11 protein-coding genes and 2 tRNA genes are annotated in these 17,105 nt (G+C 74.4%); 9 read left to right on the top strand and 4 right to left on the bottom strand.

What is annotated here, in order from left to right; genetic code table 11:
* Positions 1–47 precede the first annotated feature (47 nt).
* Positions 48–1,841 carry a metallophosphoesterase family protein gene (locus tag ACZ45Q_RS22070; RefSeq protein WP_468263986.1) on the bottom strand — a complete coding sequence of 598 codons (1,794 nt, stop codon included), beginning with the start codon at positions 1,839–1,841 and terminating at the stop codon, positions 48–50.
* 85 nt (positions 1,842–1,926) lie between these two features.
* Here ACZ45Q_RS22070 and ACZ45Q_RS22065 point away from each other — a divergent pair, with 85 nt between their 5' ends.
* The 4 genes from ACZ45Q_RS22065 (at position 1,927) to ACZ45Q_RS22050 (ending at position 5,512) form a co-directional block, all read left to right on the top strand.
* Positions 1,927–2,277, top strand: a complete 351-nt coding sequence (locus ACZ45Q_RS22065) for a metallopeptidase family protein (protein ID WP_468263983.1) — start codon at positions 1,927–1,929, stop codon at positions 2,275–2,277.
* Between the two features lie 85 nt (positions 2,278–2,362).
* Positions 2,363–2,920 (top strand): hypothetical protein, encoded by a 558-nt coding sequence (locus ACZ45Q_RS22060; RefSeq protein ID WP_468263980.1) that lies wholly within the window; start codon positions 2,363–2,365, stop codon positions 2,918–2,920.
* Positions 2,921–3,231: 311 nt separating this feature from the next.
* Positions 3,232–5,328, top strand: a complete 2,097-nt coding sequence (locus ACZ45Q_RS22055) for a DEAD/DEAH box helicase (RefSeq protein ID WP_468263977.1) — start codon at positions 3,232–3,234, stop codon at positions 5,326–5,328.
* Between the two features lie 111 nt (positions 5,329–5,439).
* A tRNA-Lys gene (locus tag ACZ45Q_RS22050) sits at positions 5,440–5,512 on the top strand.
* 91 nt (positions 5,513–5,603) lie between these two features.
* Here the strand turns inward: ACZ45Q_RS22050 and ACZ45Q_RS22045 are convergent.
* A complete protein-coding gene (locus ACZ45Q_RS22045; RefSeq protein WP_468264414.1) occupies positions 5,604–6,404 on the bottom strand; it encodes a DUF2182 domain-containing protein in 801 nt (266 codons plus the stop codon).
* A gap of 170 nt (positions 6,405–6,574) precedes the next feature.
* Between ACZ45Q_RS22045 and ACZ45Q_RS22040 the strand changes: the two genes are divergently transcribed.
* On the top strand, positions 6,575–7,237 hold the full coding sequence (locus tag ACZ45Q_RS22040; protein ID WP_468263975.1) for a DUF1326 domain-containing protein: 663 nt from the start codon (positions 6,575–6,577) through the stop codon (positions 7,235–7,237).
* Between the two features lie 69 nt (positions 7,238–7,306).
* On the opposite strand, the gene ACZ45Q_RS22035 is transcribed toward ACZ45Q_RS22040, so the two are convergent.
* On the bottom strand, positions 7,307–9,079 hold the full coding sequence (locus ACZ45Q_RS22035; protein WP_468263973.1) for a S8 family peptidase: 1,773 nt from the start codon (positions 9,077–9,079) through the stop codon (positions 7,307–7,309).
* Between the two features lie 350 nt (positions 9,080–9,429).
* Positions 9,430–12,708, bottom strand: a complete 3,279-nt coding sequence (locus ACZ45Q_RS22030; RefSeq protein ID WP_468263970.1) for a helix-turn-helix transcriptional regulator — start codon at positions 12,706–12,708, stop codon at positions 9,430–9,432.
* Positions 12,709–12,977: 269 nt separating this feature from the next.
* Between ACZ45Q_RS22030 and ACZ45Q_RS22025 the strand changes: the two genes are divergently transcribed.
* The 4 genes from ACZ45Q_RS22025 (at position 12,978) to ACZ45Q_RS22010 (ending at position 17,080) form a co-directional block, all read left to right on the top strand.
* Positions 12,978–14,108, top strand: a complete 1,131-nt coding sequence (locus ACZ45Q_RS22025; protein WP_468263968.1) for a dihydrofolate reductase family protein — start codon at positions 12,978–12,980, stop codon at positions 14,106–14,108.
* Positions 14,109–14,307: 199 nt separating this feature from the next.
* Positions 14,308–15,525 carry an alginate lyase family protein gene (locus ACZ45Q_RS22020; RefSeq protein WP_468263966.1) on the top strand — a complete coding sequence of 406 codons (1,218 nt, stop codon included), beginning with the start codon at positions 14,308–14,310 and terminating at the stop codon, positions 15,523–15,525.
* An 87-nt stretch (positions 15,526–15,612) separates the two neighbouring features.
* Positions 15,613–15,686: transfer RNA gene (locus ACZ45Q_RS22015), tRNA-Met, on the top strand.
* 329 nt (positions 15,687–16,015) lie between these two features.
* Entirely contained in the window at positions 16,016–17,080 is a 1,065-nt protein-coding gene (locus tag ACZ45Q_RS22010; protein WP_468263963.1) for a PP2C family protein-serine/threonine phosphatase, read from the top strand.
* Positions 17,081–17,105 lie beyond the last annotated feature (25 nt).

Below are 17,105 nucleotides of genomic sequence, written 5' to 3'. Positions count from 1 at the left end.
GGGACGTGAGAAGCATATGGGATGGCGGGAGGTATCGCCAAAACGGTTTACGGAGCCGGCCGGGAGCCGGTGGGTGAGGGGGTGCTCCGGGAGGGCGTCGGGGACGGGGACGGAGTCCCGGTGGCGGAGGGGGGCGGGGTCCCGGTGGTCGAGGGGGACGGGGACGGGGTGGCGCCCGGCTGGTTCTCCTTGGGCAGGTGGCGGCTGACCTCGGCCGTGGTCAGGCCCAGGCCGCCGAGTTTGATCTCGTCCCAGGCCTGGAGGCGCCGGCTGTCCCGGTCGAAGTAGAGGATCGAGGCCTGGATCGGGTCGGGGTACTCGCCCTCGATCGCACGCAGCCCGCTGCCGCCGGTGGAGCCCTCGATGCGCAGCCGGGTGCCGAACTTCATGACCTCCATGTCGTTGCGGTGCACGTGCCCGGCCAGGACGAGCGGCACCTCGCCGTCGACCTCACGGGCCGCCGGCGGTTCGTGGGCGACGGCCACGTCGACCGGCCTGCCCGCGGCGCGGTGGTCCCGCAGGGCCGAGGCCAGCCGGGCGCCGGCCAGTTCCTGGGACGCCTCGGCGCCCGGCTTCCGGGTGCGGTCGGGGGTGAACTGCGGATCTCCCATGCCGGCGAAGCGCAGCCCTCCGACGGACACCGCCCGGCCGTCGTCCAGGACGTGGGTGTTCTCCAGACCCTCGATATAGCGCTGGGTGGTCATCGAGTCGTGGTTGCCGCGGACCCAGACGTACGGAGCGCCGAGGTCCTCGATCGGGTCCAGGAAGCCGTTCTCGGCGGCCGAGCCGTGGTCCATCGTGTCGCCGGAGTCGACGATCACGTTCACCTTGTACTGCTCCACCAGCGAGGCGATGATCTTCCAGCTCGCCGGGTTGAGGTGGATGTCCGACACGTGCAGGACGCGGATGGTGGTCGGGTCCGGCTGGTAGACGGGCAGCGTGGACGTGGCGTCGTAGAGCTTGGTCACGTTCGTCACCAGGCGCGCCAGCTCCTTCTGGTAGACGTCGAACTCCGTGACGATGCTGCGGGCGTCGCCGACGAGGGACGGCGCGGAGGAGAGCAGCCCGGAGAACCTCGGCTCAAGGACCGAGTCCGGGTTCCAGGTGGCGTACGCCCCGCCGCCGGAGGCGAGCAGGAGGGTGAAGGCCAGGCCGCCGGCGGCCAGCGCGCGCCGGGGGCGGCGGTAGACCACGAGCCCGAGGGCGGTGGCGCCGGTGACGACGGCGACGCAGGAGCGGACGGCCAGGCCGAGCGTGCCGCGCTCGACGTCCTGCGCCACCTCGTCCTGGAGGCCGGCCAGACGCTCGGGGTGGTCGACGAGGGCCTGGGAGCGTTCGGGGTCGAGCTGGTCGACGTTCACGTCGAGCCGGACCGGAGCCGTGTGACTGTCCAGCTCGAGGGCTCCGAGCGGGGAGACGTTGATCTTCGTACCGCCCGTGAGGGAGGGGCGCAGGGTCATCGTCGTGTCCATCGGTCCGACCGGGACCCGCACGTTGCCGACGGCGAGCAGCCCCAGCCAGGCGCCGAGCAGCACCACGGCGACGAGTCCGGCGGCGCGGAGCAGGGGGCGGGGCCGGGGGGCGAGCTCCGGGGAGGCGGACGCCCGCCGCTTCCGGCCGCGTGCGGGGCGTCCGGGGCGTGCAGGTCGCCCGGGGGGCGCAGGGCGTCCGGGGGGTGCGGCGCGCCGGGACGGTGCGGTGGATTCCGGCGGTGCGGTGGATTCCGGCGGTGCGGTGGGATCCGGCGGTGCGGTGGTTCCGGACGGGGCGGCGCTTCGTCGGCGTGCGGCGCTGCGGAGACGGGCGAGGGCGTGCTGGACTGCGGCTGGGACGCGGGCCATTGGACCCGTATGCCCATGTGCGGGGGCGGATATGCGGTCGGTCCGGCGGCGCCCGCCGGGCTGTGTCGTACCCGACAATGGGCCTGTGCTGGAGATGACACGCGAGGAGTTCGAGGAACTGGTCGCCGAGGCGCTGGACCGGATCCCGCCGGAGCTGACGCGGCTGATGGACAACGTCGCGGTGTTCGTCGAGGACGAGCCGCCGGCGGACGATCCCGAGCTGCTCGGGATCTACGAGGGGACGCCGCTGACGGAACGCGGGGAGTGGTACGCGGGCGTGCTGCCGGACCGGATCACCATCTACCGGGGGCCGACGCTGCGCATGTGCGAGACGCGGGAGGACGTCGTGGCCGAGACCGAGGTGACCGTGGTGCACGAGATCGCCCACCACTTCGGGATCGACGACGCCCGGCTGCACGCCCTCGGGTACGGGTGACGGACCGGCGTAGCGGGGCGCGTGTCCTCTTGTGGGGGACGGGAGTTGGGCACGGCGACTCCTTGACCCCCGGAGGTGGCTGCCCGTGCGCCGCTTGTACGTACCCGTCCGTCTGGCCGCCGCGGCCCTGGCCGTCGCCGCTGCCGCCGGCTGTGTGAGCGTGGGCGACGGCGCCTCCGGCGGGGGTGCCGAGCCGTCCCGGTCCGCCGGTGAGCGGGGCGGCGAGGAACCCGACGGCGGCTCCCAGGGGCCGGGCGTCGGCGCGGGGTACGGCGCTGCGGCCGACGGCGGACACGGCAAGGGCGGCAAGGAGAAGAAGAAGGGCAAGGGCGAGGACGAGAAGGGCAAGGGGAAGGGCGAGGACGAGGCGGCGGACGGGAAGGGCCACGGGGACTCGTCGGCCGAGCCGTCGGCGGACCCCGGCGGCGACGACCCGCCGAGGGGCGAACCGCCCCGGCCGACGCCCCCGGGGCCGGCCCCGGAGCCCAGCCGTACGGACCCGCCGGAGCCGACCCCGACCAAGGAGCCGCCCCCCTCCCCGACCCCGGAGCCGACGCCGGAACCGTCGTCCTCGGCCCACGAGCCGCCCAACCCGCAGCTGGCGCAGCGCGAGCCGGCACCGGAGGCGGGGGTGCCGGTCTAGCGCCGACTGCTCGCCGGGGCCGGGGAGCAGCCGTGACGTCGTGAGCCGTCGTGAGCCGTCGCCGGGGCGATCCGCCCGGGAGCGGAGCCTTCGGGGGGGCGGTCTGGCGGCTCGGTTTGCGTTACGGGGTGGAGGGTGCGTATGGTGGTAGATCGTTTGATCCCATTTGCCCGGCGCCAACGCAGAGCGCGCCGTGTGGCGCGTACTCTCCCTTGCCGTGGTGGACCGCATCGAGGCGGTCGTTTTGCGAATCGCGAATCACGGAGTTGACGGGCGCGTGCCGACGAGACTCCGGAAGGTTTCGCATTCGCATGTCCATCACCAGTACTGATCACGTCGTCGTGCCCGAGGTTGCCGAGGACGCCCCCGAGGCCGTCCAGGCGCCCGAGGTCACCTTCGCGGACCTCGGCCTCCCCGAGGGCGTCGTCCGCAAGCTCGCCCAGAACGGCGTGACCACCCCCTTCCCGATCCAGGCCGCGACCATCCCGGACGCCCTGGCCGGCAAGGACATCCTCGGCCGTGGCCGCACCGGCTCCGGCAAGACCCTCTCCTTCGGCCTGCCGACTCTCGCGCAGCTCGCCGGCGGACGCACCGAGAAGAAGAAGCCGCGGGCCGTCATCCTCACCCCGACCCGTGAGCTGGCCATGCAGGTGGCCGACGCCCTCCAGCCGTACGGCGACGTGGTCGGCCTGCGGATGAAGGTGGTCTGCGGCGGCACCTCGATGGGCAACCAGATCTACGCCCTGGAGAAGGGCGTCGACATCCTGGTCGCCACGCCGGGCCGCCTGCGCGACATCATCAACCGCGGCGCCTGCTCCCTGGAGAACGTGGAGATCGCCGTTCTCGACGAGGCCGACCAGATGTCCGACCTCGGCTTCCTGCCCGAGGTCACCGAACTGCTCGACCAGGTGCCCTCGGGCGGCCAGCGGATGCTGTTCTCCGCGACGATGGAGAACGAGATCAAGACCCTCGTCGACCGGTACCTGAAGGACCCGGCGCTCCACGAGGTCGACGCCGCGCAGGGCGCGGTGACGACCATGTCCCACCACATCCTGGTCGTGAAGCCCAAGGACAAGGCGCCGGTCACCGCGGCCATCGCCTCCCGCAAGGGCCGCACCATCATCTTCGTCCGCACCCAGCTCGGTGCCGACCGCGTCGCCGACCAGCTGCGCGAGGCCGGGGTGAAGGCCGACGCGCTGCACGGCGGCATGACCCAGGGCGCCCGGACCCGGACGCTGGCGGACTTCAAGGACGGGTACGTCAACGTCCTGGTCGCCACCGACGTCGCCGCGCGCGGCATCCACGTCGACGGCATCGACCTGGTCCTCAACGTCGACCCGGCGGGCGACCACAAGGACTACCTGCACCGCGCCGGCCGTACGGCCCGCGCCGGCCGCACCGGCACGGTCGTCTCGCTGTCGCTGCCGCACCAGCGGCGTCAGATCTTCCGCCTGATGGAGGACGCGGGCGTCGACGCCACCCGCCACATCATCCAGGGCGGCGCGGCCTTCGACCCGGAGGTCGCCGAGATCACCGGTGCCCGGTCGATGACCGAGGTCCAGGCGGAGTCCGCGGGCAACGCCGCCCAGCAGGCCGAGCGCGAGGTCGCCCAGCTCACCAAGGAGCTGGAGCGGGCCCAGCGGCGTGCCTCCGAGCTGCGCGAGGACGCCGACCGGCTGCTGGCCAAGGTCGCCCGGGAGCGCGGTGAGGACCCGGCGGCGGTGATCGCCGGGGCCGTCGTCGCCGAGAGCGGGGCGGCCGAGGCGGAGGTCTCGGTTCCGGAGCAGCCGGGCGCGCGGGACGTGGAGAAGGCCGACCGGGGCGGGCGGTCCTTCGACCGCGACCGGTCCTACGACCGCGGTGACCGCGGTGGCCGTTCCTTCGACCGGCGCGACGACCGCGGCGGCTTCAACCGCGACCGCGATCGGGACCGTGACCGGGACCGTGCTCACGACCGCCGGGACGACCGTGGCGGTTTCCGCCGCGACGACCGGGGCGACCGCGGTGACCGTGGTGGCCGTTCCTTCGACCGGCGCGACGACCGTGGCGGTTTCCGCCGCGACGACCGCGGTGACCGGGGCGACCGGGGCGACCGTGGCGGTTTCCGCCGGGACGACCGCGGTGACCGTGGTGGCCGTTCCTTCGAGCGGCGCGACGACCGTGGCGGCTTCCGTCGTGACGACCGCGGTGGCCGTTCCTTCGAGCGCCGTGACGACCGTGGCGGCTTCCGTCGTGACGACCGCGGCGGACACCGCGGCAGCGACCGCCCGTTCAACCGTGACCGCCAGGGCGACCGTCCCGGCTTCCGCTCCGGCGGCCACGAGCGTCCGTACGGCCGCCGTGACGACCACCGCGGTTCCTCCTTCGGCCGTCGTGACGACAAGCCGCGCTGGAAGCGCAACGGCTGACACTGGTACACAAGTCCACAGCACGCCCGACGCGGCGTGACTCCGATACCCGATCGGAGTCACGGCCGCGTCGGGCTATGCTCGGGGTGGCAACATCACGCAACACCGCCCGGGCCCTTAGCTCAATTGGCAGAGCAGTGGACTTTTAATCCATTGGTTGTGGGTTCGAGTCCCACAGGGCCTACGGTGCGCAGGCGGGCGACAGCGCCTCGGGCCTGCCGCGACAGCGCCTCGACCGGTCCGGCCGGTCGGGGCGCTTCGTCGTTCCCGGACTCTCAGCCCATGTCCATGGGCGTGTCGGCCGGCTCGAGTCCCGGCAGCAGCCATTCCTGGGACAGGGAGAGGACGGCGAGGACCAGCAGGAGAAGGCCGACGACCGTCGAGAACACCGGTCCCCGCCGCCACAGCTTCTCGACGAAGATCACCACGGCGACCGCCGCCATCGCGGCGATGTTCATGACCCCGAGCGGGACGAGGACGACCATCAGTCCCCAGCAGCAGCCCACGCAGTACAGGCCGTGGTGTGCCCCGACACGGAGGTCGCGGACCCACGGCCGGAACTGCGCGTAACGCATCAGCTGGCTCATCGGGCTGCGGCAGTGCCGCAGGCACACGTCCTTCAGCGGTCCCAGTTGCTGCAGCCCGGCCAGCAGGAACGCGGTGAACCCGATCCAGCGCCCGGCGCCGGGATGGTCCCGGACGATGTCACCGGTGAGGGCCAGGGCGCCGTACGCGAGGAGGCCGAAGGCCGTCCAGACGAGCAGGTAGCCCGCGACGAACGCCGCCGTCCGTGCCGTCCGCGCGGCGCCCGTCGAGCGCCGGCCGATCCACCGCGCCCAGGTGATCGCCACCGGAGCGACGGACGGCAGCATCATGGCGGCCATCATCACCAGCCACAGCAGCAGGAACAGGGGGACGTCCATCCCCATGGTGCCCGGCTCGACGCCCATGTCACCCGCCTGCCCGGCGGTCAGCACCCAGGCGAGCACGGCGATCAGCACGAGCAGGGACCACGCGGTGGCGAGCACCCGGGGCGGCAGCAGGTTGCCCTGGCGCAGCGGAGGGGCGGCGGGCATCCGCCGGTGACGGGCGAGGGTGGTCCGGGGCTGGTTCACGGGTCTCCTCCACGGGCGGGCCGCCGGTGGGAGGTCTCCTTCCAGGACAGCACGTCGCCGGGGCACCCGCACCCGTGGCCGTACGGACCGGGGCGGGTGCACGATGGAAGGGAGGTGGAGGAGGTTCCGTGATGACTGACACGGCTCAGACACCGACGACCGTTCCCCGCTGGCACATCAGCGGCGACTGGTTCGATGCCTGTAAATGCAACATTCCGTGCCCGTGCTCCTTCGCGCAGCCGCCCACGTTCGGCGAGTGCGACGGAGTGCTGGCCTGGCACATACGCGAGGGCAGCTACGGAGACGTCGCCCTGGACGGTCTCAACGTGCTGATGCTCGGTTCCTTCGTCGGCAACGTCTGGGGAGAGCACCACGACTCGTACGCCGCGTTCTTCATCGACGAACGGGCGGACGAGGCGCAGCGCGAGGCCGTCCAGACCATTTTCAGCGGCCAGGTGGGCGGCTGGCCCGCGGAGTTCGTGAAGGTCGCCGCCATGGAGATGCGGGGCATGGAGTACGCCCCGGTGGACTTCCGGATCGACGACGACCTGGGCTCCTGGAGCGTGACGATCCCCGGTCGCGTCGAGGCCCGTGCCGAGGCGCTCACCGGCCCGACCACCCCGGAGGGCGTCCGGGTGCGGGTCACCGGTCTTCCGGGCTCCGAGACGGGACCGGGCCAGGTGGCGACCTGGGGCCGGGCGACCGTCGACCGGGCCGACGCGTACGGATTCCAGTGGAGCCGGGAGGGCCAGTCCAGCAAGCACATCACCTTCGACTGGGCCGGACCCGACTGAGACCGCGGACGCACCAGCGCCCGGACCGGCGTCGGCGGGTCCGGGCGCTGGTGTTCGGGTGCGTAGGGCTCAGAAGGTGAGGCTCCAGGAGTCGATGTAGCCGGTGTCACCGCTGTAGACGTCGGTGACGCGCAGCTTCCAGGTGCCGCTCGCGGCCACGCCGGAGGCGTCGACCGAGTACGTGGTGACGACGTCGTCGGCGCTGTCGCTGGAGCTGGTGTTCTTCAGCACGGCCGAGGACCCGTTCGGGGCGACGATCTCGATCTTCAGGTCGCCGCGGTAGGTGTGCTTGATGTCGACGGCGATCCTCAGGTCGGCCGGTGCGTTGCCGCTGACGCCGCTGACCGCGATGGACGAGGTGACCGTCGCGTTGTCGCGGATGGTCACGTTGTCGGCGTTGGTGAACACGGTGCCGGTGGGCGGCGGGGTGGTCCCGCCGCCGCCGAGGGTGGCCGTGGCGTCGGCGAGGCCGGCTCCGCAGCCGCCGGAGCAGGAGCCGGGCAGCGGGCGGGCGTTGTTCTTGATCGCGGTCTCGATCTGGGCCGGCGTCATGGCGGGGTTCGCCTGGTTCATCAGCGCGGCGAGGCCGGCGATGTGCGGGGCGGCCATGCTGGTGCCCTGGTAGGCGGCGTAGGTCTCGCTGCCGACGCTGCGGGTGCCGGTGTTCAGGGTGGACCAGATGCCGTTCGCGGAGCTGACCGCCGTCTCGCCGCCGGGGGCCGCGATGTCCACGACGGTGCCGTAGTTGGAGTAGGAGGCGCGGTTGCCCTCGCGGTCGGAGGCGGCGACGGTGATGACGTTGTTGCAGCTGGCCGGGTTGAACTGGGCGGCGTTGGCGTTGCTGTTGCCGGCCGCCACGACGACGGTGGTGCCGCGGTTCACCGCGCCGTTGATGGCGCTCTGGGTGCCGGAGTCGCAGGCTCCGCCGCCGCCGAGGCTCATGTTGATGACGTCGGCGGGGTGGGGGTTGGCGGGCACGCCCGCCACGGAGCCGCCCGACGCCCACGTGATGGCGTCGATGATGTCGGCCGTGGTGCCGCCGCACTTGCCGAGGACGCGGACCGGCTGGACGGACGCGTCGTAGGCGATGCCGGCGATGCCCTTGCCGTTCCCGGTGGCCGCGGCGATGGTCCCGGCGACGTGGGTGCCGTGCCAGGAGTTGTTGGTGTCGCGGGCGGGGACGGGCTGGCCGTTCGCGTCGGTGCCGCACTCGCCGCGGTTCATCCAGTCGCCCGGGTCGGCGGGGTTGCTGTCCCGGCCGCCCCCGTCCTGGGCCATCCACGGGTCGGAGATGAAGTCGTAGCCGGCGATCACGTTGGCCGCCAGGTCGGAGTGGGCGACGTAGCCGGTGTCGATGACGGCGACCTTGACGCCCGCGCCGGTCGCCTTGTCCCAGGCGCCGGGGACGTTCATGCCGGCCGCGGTCTCGAACAGGTCCCACTGGCGGTTGTACTCGGTGTCGTTCGGCTGGACGGCGGTGGCGTACATCCGCTGGTCCGGGACGACGTAGGCGACGTCCGGGTCGGCGCGGAAGGCGGCCATGACGTCGGAGGTGTCCTTCTTGCCGAGCTCCGCGCCGAGGTCGACCAGGGCGGCGCCGGTGCCCAGGCGGCGGTCGAAGCCGAGGGACTCGCCGGCCTTCTTGCCCTTGGCCTTGGCGTCCTTGTCGGCGGCGGTGTCCGACTTCGCCTCGGTGGCCTGGGGCTTGTAGCCGACGATGAGGCGTTCGACGGGCTGTTCGGCGGCGAGGGGTGTGGCCGCCGGCGGGGCGGGCCGGTCCTGCGGTGCGGGGGCGGCGAGCGAGGTGACGGCTCCGGCGCCCAGCAGAGCGGTGGTGGTCACCGCGAGGACCGATATGCGAAGGGGTCTGAACCCGTTCAAGGGTGCTTCCTCTCGTGGTCGCAGCGGCGTGTCCACACCCGGGCACTTATGTCCGGGGCATGACACGCCACTCCCTGTGGCCGCGGGCAGGGAAGGTGTGGGGAGTGGCGGCCCGGCCGTCCGTACGGCGCGGGGAACCCGCCGCCGGTGCGGTCACCGGCCGGGTGGGGTGCGGGGACGACATCAGGAAGGACCAGTTCCGCGTCCCCGTGTCCCATCGGCCGGTGGCTGGAACCTATGACCTCGGGGCACGCCCGCCCATGGGGGAACCCGGCGTCACGGATACCCAATTAACCCCTGCCGGCGGGGTGTTACGTCCCTTTGCTGCCCGCTTCCGCGGATTGCGCGGCGGTCAGGGTGGCCCACCGGGCGGCGAGGCCCTGCCGGGACGGCACGCCGAGCTTGCGCATGGCTCCGGACACGTGGTGCTCGACGGTGCGCGGGGACAGGTGGAGCGTGGTGGCGATCTCCCGGTTGGTGAGGCCCGCGGCGGCCAGCTCGGCGACCTCCCGCTCCCGGGGGGAGAGGGCCGAGCCGTAGGGGGGCCGGCCGCGGGGGGCGGGTGCGCTGCTCGGCTCGTGGGCCCGCAGCAGGGCCCGCACCCGCGCGGCGTCCCATACGGCCCCGAGCCCGCTGTACCGCTCCACGCAGGACCGCAGCGCGTGCAGGGCCCAGGTGACGGAGTTCTCCTCGACCTCGCCGTCCGGGGCGCCCGGGGCGGGGGTGCGCGGCGGGGTGGGGCCGCCTGCCGGCGCCGGGGGGTCGGCAGGGGCGGGGCCGCCTGCCGGCGGCGGGGGGTCGGCAGGGGTGGGGGCGTTTGCCGGTCCTGGGGTGCCCGGCATCCCGCCGGCCGCGTCCCCCGTACCGCCCTCCGGACCGGCCATCGCCCCCGACGCCCCCGACTCCCCCGACGGCCCCGACGCTCCCGCCGCGTCCGCCGCGTCCGCCGCGTCCGCCGCGTCCGACGCGCCCACCGCGTCCGACGCGCCCACTGCGTCCGACGCGTCCGCCGGGGCGCCCCCCGTCGCCGGCGGCAGCCCCTCGGCGTGGGCCGGTGCCGACAGGACGCAGCGGGCCGCGCCCTCGGTCGTCAGGGCGCAGGCGTACGGGTGCGGCAGGGCGGCGTAGTGCGCGGCGGCCCGGCGGTAGTGGCCCGCCGCCTCGAGCGGTGCCCCGGACAGCTCGGCGAGCACCCCGCGCGTCCAGGCCAGCGCGGCCACGGCGATGGGCGCGTCCGCCCCCCGTACACCGGCCTCGAACTCGTCGGCCATCGCGGCGGCCTCCGCCAGGTCGCCGCCGCGCGCCACGGCCTCCACGGCCCAGGGCGCCGGTTCGGCCGCCCAGGCCCAGATGCCCTTGGCCCGCAGTGCCCGCCATGCCGAGCGCGCCTCGTCCACCGCGGCCGGCAGGTCCGCACGGGCCAGGGCGAGCCGGACCAGCGACGCGGAGGCCATCGCGGACAGGGCGGGCGCCGCGTCGAAGGGCAGCGGCATCTGCGGATCGACCGGCCAGGACCGCGCACCGCTGAAGTCGCCCTGCGCGAGCGCCAGCAGCCCGCGGACCACCCGGGCGTCGGAGCAGATGACCGGCAGGCCGGCGTTGGCCGCCAGGAACTCCTCGCAGCGGCGGGCCAGCCCGGCCCACTGCCCGGTCGCCCACTGAAGCCGCAGCCGCGTCCCGAGGGCGGTGTGCTCGGTGAACGGTGCGCCGCTGCTGGAGGCCAGGGCGATGCCTTCGGCCAGCAGCTCCTCGGCCCGCCGGTAGTGGCCGAGCCAGACGGCGTACTCCACGCCGTTGCACAGCGCCCGCGCCACGTGCCGGCGGCAGCCCGGGTCGGCGCTGTCCCGCGGCAGGGCCGCCAGCAGTCGCCAGGCCTCGGGGTCCCCCCAGCTCAGGGCGAGACCGGTCCGGTTGGCGGCGACCGCCATCCGCACCACCTCGTCGCCGCTGTCCCGCGCGACCCGCGTCGCGCTCTCGAGCCACGCCTGGTGGACCCGCAGGGGCGTGTGGGCGCCGTAGGGCAGGACCAGCGCGGACATGGCGCGGGCGGCGAGATCGGGCCGGTCGTCGCGGAGTTCGGCCGCGGCGCGCTCCAGCTCCCGCCAGCCGCGTTCCGGCAGCCCGGCCTGGTTGCACAGCAGCAGCCCGAGATCCAGCCGCAGCGCGCCGCGCACCGACAGCGGCAGCGCCTCGTCCTCGACGATCTGCGTCAGCACCTCGACGGTCTGGTCGGAGCGCAGGCCGACCACCGCGCTGCGCGCCAGGACCGGAGCCAGCCGGGCCCGTGCCTGCGGCGGCACCTGGGGCGAGGCGAGCGTGCGCTCCAGCAGGCCGATGGCCTCGTGGTGCCGTCCGGCACCGGCGGCGGCCACCGCGGCCCGTTCCACCGCCCGCAGCCAGCCCCGCACCCGCCCGGCGGCCCGGTGGTGCCGGGCCAGCGACGTCCACGGCACCGGCTGCCGCCTGACCAGCACGTCGGCGGCCCTGCCGTGCAGCTCCTGCCGTACGGGACCGGGGACCACGGCGTACACGGCCGCTCCCGCGAGCGGTACGGGAAACGCGTACCGCCCGTCGGCGGTCTCCACCAGGGCCGCCGAGGACAGGGCGCCGAGCAGCGCGGCCCGGCCCGCGAGCCGTCCGAGGCCCGAGACCTCGACGAGTTCGTCGCCGGTCGCCGGCTCGGCCAGCACGGCGGCGGCCCACACGACCGGCCGGCGGGCCGCGGAAAGCCCCGCCACCCGGCCCAGCACCAGGTGCGCCAGCCGCGCCGGCACCCCGGCGGCGTCCACGTCGGCGGCGGTGATCCGCTGCCGGCCGGTGTCGCGCACCGCGGCCAGCAGGTCGGTCACCACCCGCGCCACGCCCCCGGACCGCTCGTGCAGCCGCTCCACCGCGTCCGGCGTGCACCGTTCCCCGAGCACGTCGGCGGCGGCCTGCCGCACCCGGGCGAGATCCCACGGCCGGACCTCGTGGCGCAGCATCTCCAGCTCCGCCGGGCAGTGCGGAGCGGGCGCGCCCAGCGGCAGCCCGGGTGTCTCCAACTCCTCGACGCGGTAGGCGAGGACGACCGCCAGGCCCGGCCGGGCCCGCTCCAGCAGGTCGCGCAGCCACTCCCGTTCGGCCGGCCCGGCCCGCTGCACGTCGTCGGCCAGGAGCAGCACCCGGCCCGCGGGCCCGGGTTGCGGAAAGCTTTCCCCACCACGGAACCCGCCACCGCCGGGGAGCCCGCCACCGTCAGGAGGACCACCACCGCCGGGGAGCCCGCTGCCGCCAGCGAGTCCGCCACCGCCGGGGAGCCCGCCACCGTAGGGAGGGCCACTGCCGCCGGGAGGAGCACCGCCTTCAGGGAGCCAGCCGCCGGCAGGAGGACCACCACCGCCGGGCAGACCACCACCGCCGCGGACGCCCCCGCACCGCCACCGCAGCCACGTCGCCCCCAGCTGCTCGGCCAGGCGCCCCATCTGTTCGGCGAGCCGGGTCTTCCCGGTGCCCGCGACCCCTTCCACCAGCACCAGCGCCGGCGCGCCGCCCTCCCCGGCCAGCGCCCGCCGCACCAGGGCGCGCCACGACTGGTCACCGCTCGTACTCACACCGGCCACCCCTACCGCTACCGCGACCCGACAGGCATCCAGGCGGTCGCGGCCGACATCGTAAAACCGACCTCTTCCGATCGAAGAGTGGCGAGATCCTTTCGGTATGGAGCGCGTGGGCCGCACACGGCGTATCCGGCGCACCCGGCGCGCCCGGATTCCCGCGACAGCGGCACGGCCGGTGCGGTGCGCCCGCCCGGCGGTACGTAGCGTTGTCCGCGACGCCACCACCCGCCCGCCCGCTTCCGCCCACTGCCCGGAGCCCGCCCATGCCCCTGCCCTACGTGCTGTTGTCTGCCGCCGTCTCCCTCGACGGCTACCTGGACGACACCGGTCCCGAGCGGCTGCTGCTGTCCGGACCGGCCGACTTCGACCGGGTGGACGAGGTACGGGCCTCCGTGGACGCCATCCTGGTCGGGGCCGGCACGATCCGGGCCGACAATCCGCGGCTGCTGGTCAACTCCCCCGAGCGGCGCGCCGCCCGGGTCGCCGCAGGCCGGCCGGAGTACCCGCTGAAGGTCACCGTCAGCGGCACCGGTGAGCTGGACCCGGCGGCGAACTTCTGGCACACCGGCGGCGACAAGGCCGTCCTCACCACCGAGGGCGGCGCCGAACGGGCCCGGGCGCTGGGACTCGCGGCCGACGTCGTGGCACTGGGCGCGCGGGTGGAGTGGCGGGCCGTACTGGAGTACCTGCACGACGAACGGGGCGTACGGCGGCTCATGGTGGAGGGCGGCGGCACCGTCCACACCCAGTTGCTGCTCCAGGGCCTCGCCGACGAACTCCAGCTGGTGCTCGCGCCGTTGTTCGTCGGCGACCCGGACGCGCCCCGCCTCTTCGGTCCCGGCGGCTACCAGCGCGGCCGGCTGCGCCTGGTGGAGACGCGGCGGATCGAGGACGTCGTCCTCATGCGGTACCTGCCCACGGCTCCCGGGACCGGGGCCCTCGCCTCCGCCGCCGACCGGCACTGGCTGGCGCTCGCCTGCGAACTGGCCGAGCTGTGCCCGCCGTCCACGACGGCGTTCAGCGTCGGGGCGGTCGTGGTCGCCGCCGACGGCACGGAACTGGCGCGCGGGCACTCCCGGGAGGGCGGGGACCCGGTCGTGCACGCGGAGGAGGCGGCCCTCGCCAAGGTCGACCCGGCCGACCCGAGGCTCACCACCGCGACGGTGTACAGCAGCCTGGAACCCTGCGCCCGCCGGGCCTCCCGCCCCGCGCCCTGCGCCCGGCTGATCCTCGACGCCGGCGTGCGCCGGGTCGTGACCGCGTGGCGGGAGCCGGACACGTTCGTCGCCGGCGCCGACGGGAGCGGGGTGCTGGCGGCGGGGGGCGCGGAGGTGATCGTCCTGGAGGAGTACGCCGGGCGGGCCAAGGCGCCCAACCACCACCTGCTGGGCTGACCGGACCGACCCGGTAACCCCGCCCGCCCGGGGCCGTCCGCCTGTCCGCAGTCGCCCGCCTGTCCGGCAGCTGTCCGCCTGTCCGCCCGCCCGGCAGCCGCCCTCCCGGGGCCGCCGATCGGCCCAACCCGACCTGCGTCCCGCCACCGCCCCGGGCACGCTGCCACTGACCGTCCCGGAGGCCGACGCGGAGGTGGCAATGAGGTCAGTGGGCAGGCGGGCGACGGCCCTGGTCGTCGGGATTCTCGCCGCGGGACTGCTCGCCGCGTGCGGTCAGGAACCGGGCAGCCGGTCGATGGTGCGCACGCTGCCCGCCGACACCGAGTTCACCCACCCCGGTGTCCTCGTGACCAAGGCCCAGCTGGACACCGTACGCAAGAACGCCACCGCCGGGAAGGAACCCTGGCTGACGGCGTACCTGAGCATGCGGGACAGCGACTACGGCTCCTACAGGCACCGGCCCCGGCCGGCGGCCACGGTCTTCTGCCCCGCGGGGAAGGAGGCGGGCCGCGGCTGCGAGGAGGAGCGCGAGGACGCCATCGCCGCCTACACCCAGGCCCTGCTGTTCGCCGTCACCGGCAAGGAGCAGCACGCGGCGAAGGCCCGGCAGATCATGGACGCCTGGTCGGCGAAGCTGACCGAGCACACCGGGGACAACGCCGGGCTCCAGGCCGGGTGGACCGCCTCGACCTGGTCCCGCGCCGCCGAGATCGTCCGGCACACACCGGGCGGGGGCTGGCCGGCCGACCGGGTGCGGCGGTTCGAGAAGATGCTGCGCACCGCCCATCTGCCCGCACTGACGAAGAAGGTCCCCGACTTCAACGGCAACTGGGACCTGATCATGACCGACGGCGCCGTCTCCGCCGCGGTCTTTCTCGACGACCACAAGGCCTTCAACGACGCCCTGGAGCGCTTCCGGGACCGGGTGCCCGCCTACTTCTACCTGGAGAAGGACGGCAAGCTGCCGCTCACCCCCGCGGGCAGCACCATCGCCACGCCGAAGCAGCTGGCGTCGTACTGGTTCGGCCAGACGGTGTACAAGGACGGCGTCACCCAGGAGACGTGCCGCAACTTCGCGCACGTCGGCTACTCGATCGCCGCCGCCGCGCACATCGCCGAGACCGCGTGGCACCAGGGCGTCGACCTGTACGGCGAGGCCGAGGACCGGCTGAAGGCCGCGCTCGCCCTGCACGCCCGCCACCAGCTGGCCGGCTCCGCGCCGAAGTGGCTGTGCGGCGGCAAGGTCGAGCGGAACATGGGACCCGACCTGGAGGTGCTCCTCAACCACCTGGAGAACCGGCTCGGTGACTCCGTCCCCGACGCGCACAAGCTCGCCGTGAAGACGCGGCCGGCCGGCACCGACGATCTCTTCGTCTCCTGGGAGACGCTGACCCACGCGGACAATCCGGGGCGGTGACAGGGGGCCTGCGGGGGTGGTGGGGCAGGTCACGGGAAACCCGTGTGCTTCGGGTCCCGCGGATGACGTATGCTGGTGACACAACGACGCGGGGTGGAGCAGCTCGGTAGCTCGCTGGGCTCATAACCCAGAGGTCGCAGGTTCAAATCCTGTCCCCGCTACTGAAGGCCGACGGCCGGGACCCATCAGGGTTTCCGGCCGTCGGTGCGTTCGGCGTCGGTGCGTCATCCGGTCGGCCCTCACCGCTCGCTCCCCGCCCCCGGTCCGGCAAACCTGGACGGGCGGGACGGCAAGCGGCATGGACGTGCGCGTGGCGGGAGACGAGTTGGTGCGGCCTGGTGATCTGGACGGGGGGCCGGACGAGAGGCCGTACGGCCGTCCGTACGCAAGGCCTCACGAAGGGGCTCACGATCCCGGCCGCAGGTCCGGCCCCGGCCCTCATCCGCCGCCCGTACCCGCCGCCGGCGCCCCGTGGCGGCGGCGGCCCGCCGTGCGGACGCTGGTGCGCCTGCTCCCGGTGCTGCTGATCGCCGTCGGCGCCGTGTACGACCTCCTCACCCCCCGCTACTTCACCGCCGGCCCCCTCTACACCGCCGCGCCCCTGACCGCGGCCCCGCTCTACTCGCGGCGCGGCACCGTGCTCACCGGGATCGCGACCGTCGCCGTGGTGGTCACGTTGCAGCTCACGCTCGGCGTCGCCCACCAGATCGACTCGATGACCGAGCTCGTCACGATCGCGACGGTCGCGGTCCTCGCCGTCCTGGTCAACGCGCTGGTCCGGCGCACCGGCGAGCGGCTCGCCTCCGCCCGTGAGATCGCCGAGGCCGCCCAGCGGGCGGTGCTGCCCGAGCCCGCCGGGCGGATCGGCGGCTTCGAGATCGCGGCCTGCTACGAGGCGGCCCAGGCGGGCGCCTTCATCGGCGGCGACCTGTACGCCGTGCAGGACAGCCCGCACGGCGTCCGGCTCATCGTCGGGGACGTGCGCGGCAAGGGCATGGGCGCCGTGGGGGCCGTGGCCGTCGTGATCGGGGCGTTCCGGGAGGCCGCCGAGCAGGAGGCCACGCTGGAGGCGGTCGCGCAGCGGCTGGAGCGGGCGCTGGCCCGCGAGGGCGCCCGCCGGGAAGGGCTGGACGACTTCGAGGGCTTCACCACCGCCGTCCTCGCCGAACTCCCGCACGGCGACGGCGTGGTGCGCCTGGTCAACCGAGGCCATCCACCACCGCTGCTGCTGCACGCCGACGGCGCCCTGCGCACCCTGACCGCCCGCGACGCCGCCCTGCCGCTCGGCATGGGGGAACTGGGCGTCTGGCCCGACCGCGCGGAGGAGGCCCGCTTCCCCGGCGGGGCCACGCTGCTGCTCTACACCGACGGGCTGTCCGAGGCCCGTGACGCCCGCGGTGCCTTCTACGATCCCCGGGAGCGGCTCGCCGGACGCGTCTTCGGCCACCCCGTCGAGCTGCTCGACGTGCTCGCCGAGGACGTGCGCCGGCATGCGGGCGGTGGCATGGCGGACGACATGGCGCTGCTCGCGGTGCGCCGGCCGCACCGCCCTTGATCATTGTCACGAGCGGTGACCGGCC

It is taken from the genome of Streptomyces sp. NPDC031049 (assembly GCF_055571015.1).
This window is presented reverse-complemented; position numbering and strand designations above follow the sequence as displayed.

What these genes read in the sequence shown, in the direction of transcription:
- ACZ45Q_RS22055 (WP_468263977.1), top strand. Translation starts at nt 3,232, where the DNA reads ATGTCCATCACCAGTACTGATCACGTCGTCGTGCCCGAGGTTGCCGAG.
- ACZ45Q_RS22020 (WP_468263966.1), top strand. Translation starts at nt 14,308, where the DNA reads ATGAGGTCAGTGGGCAGGCGGGCGACGGCCCTGGTCGTCGGGATTCTC.
- ACZ45Q_RS22025 (WP_468263968.1), top strand. Translation starts at nt 12,978, where the DNA reads ATGCCCCTGCCCTACGTGCTGTTGTCTGCCGCCGTCTCCCTCGACGGC.
- ACZ45Q_RS22040 (WP_468263975.1), top strand. Translation starts at nt 6,575, where the DNA reads ATGACTGACACGGCTCAGACACCGACGACCGTTCCCCGCTGGCACATC.
- ACZ45Q_RS22070 (WP_468263986.1), bottom strand. Translation starts at nt 1,841, where the DNA reads ATGGCCCGCGTCCCAGCCGCAGTCCAGCACGCCCTCGCCCGTCTCCGC.
- ACZ45Q_RS22045 (WP_468264414.1), bottom strand. Translation starts at nt 6,404, where the DNA reads ATGCCCGCCGCCCCTCCGCTGCGCCAGGGCAACCTGCTGCCGCCCCGG.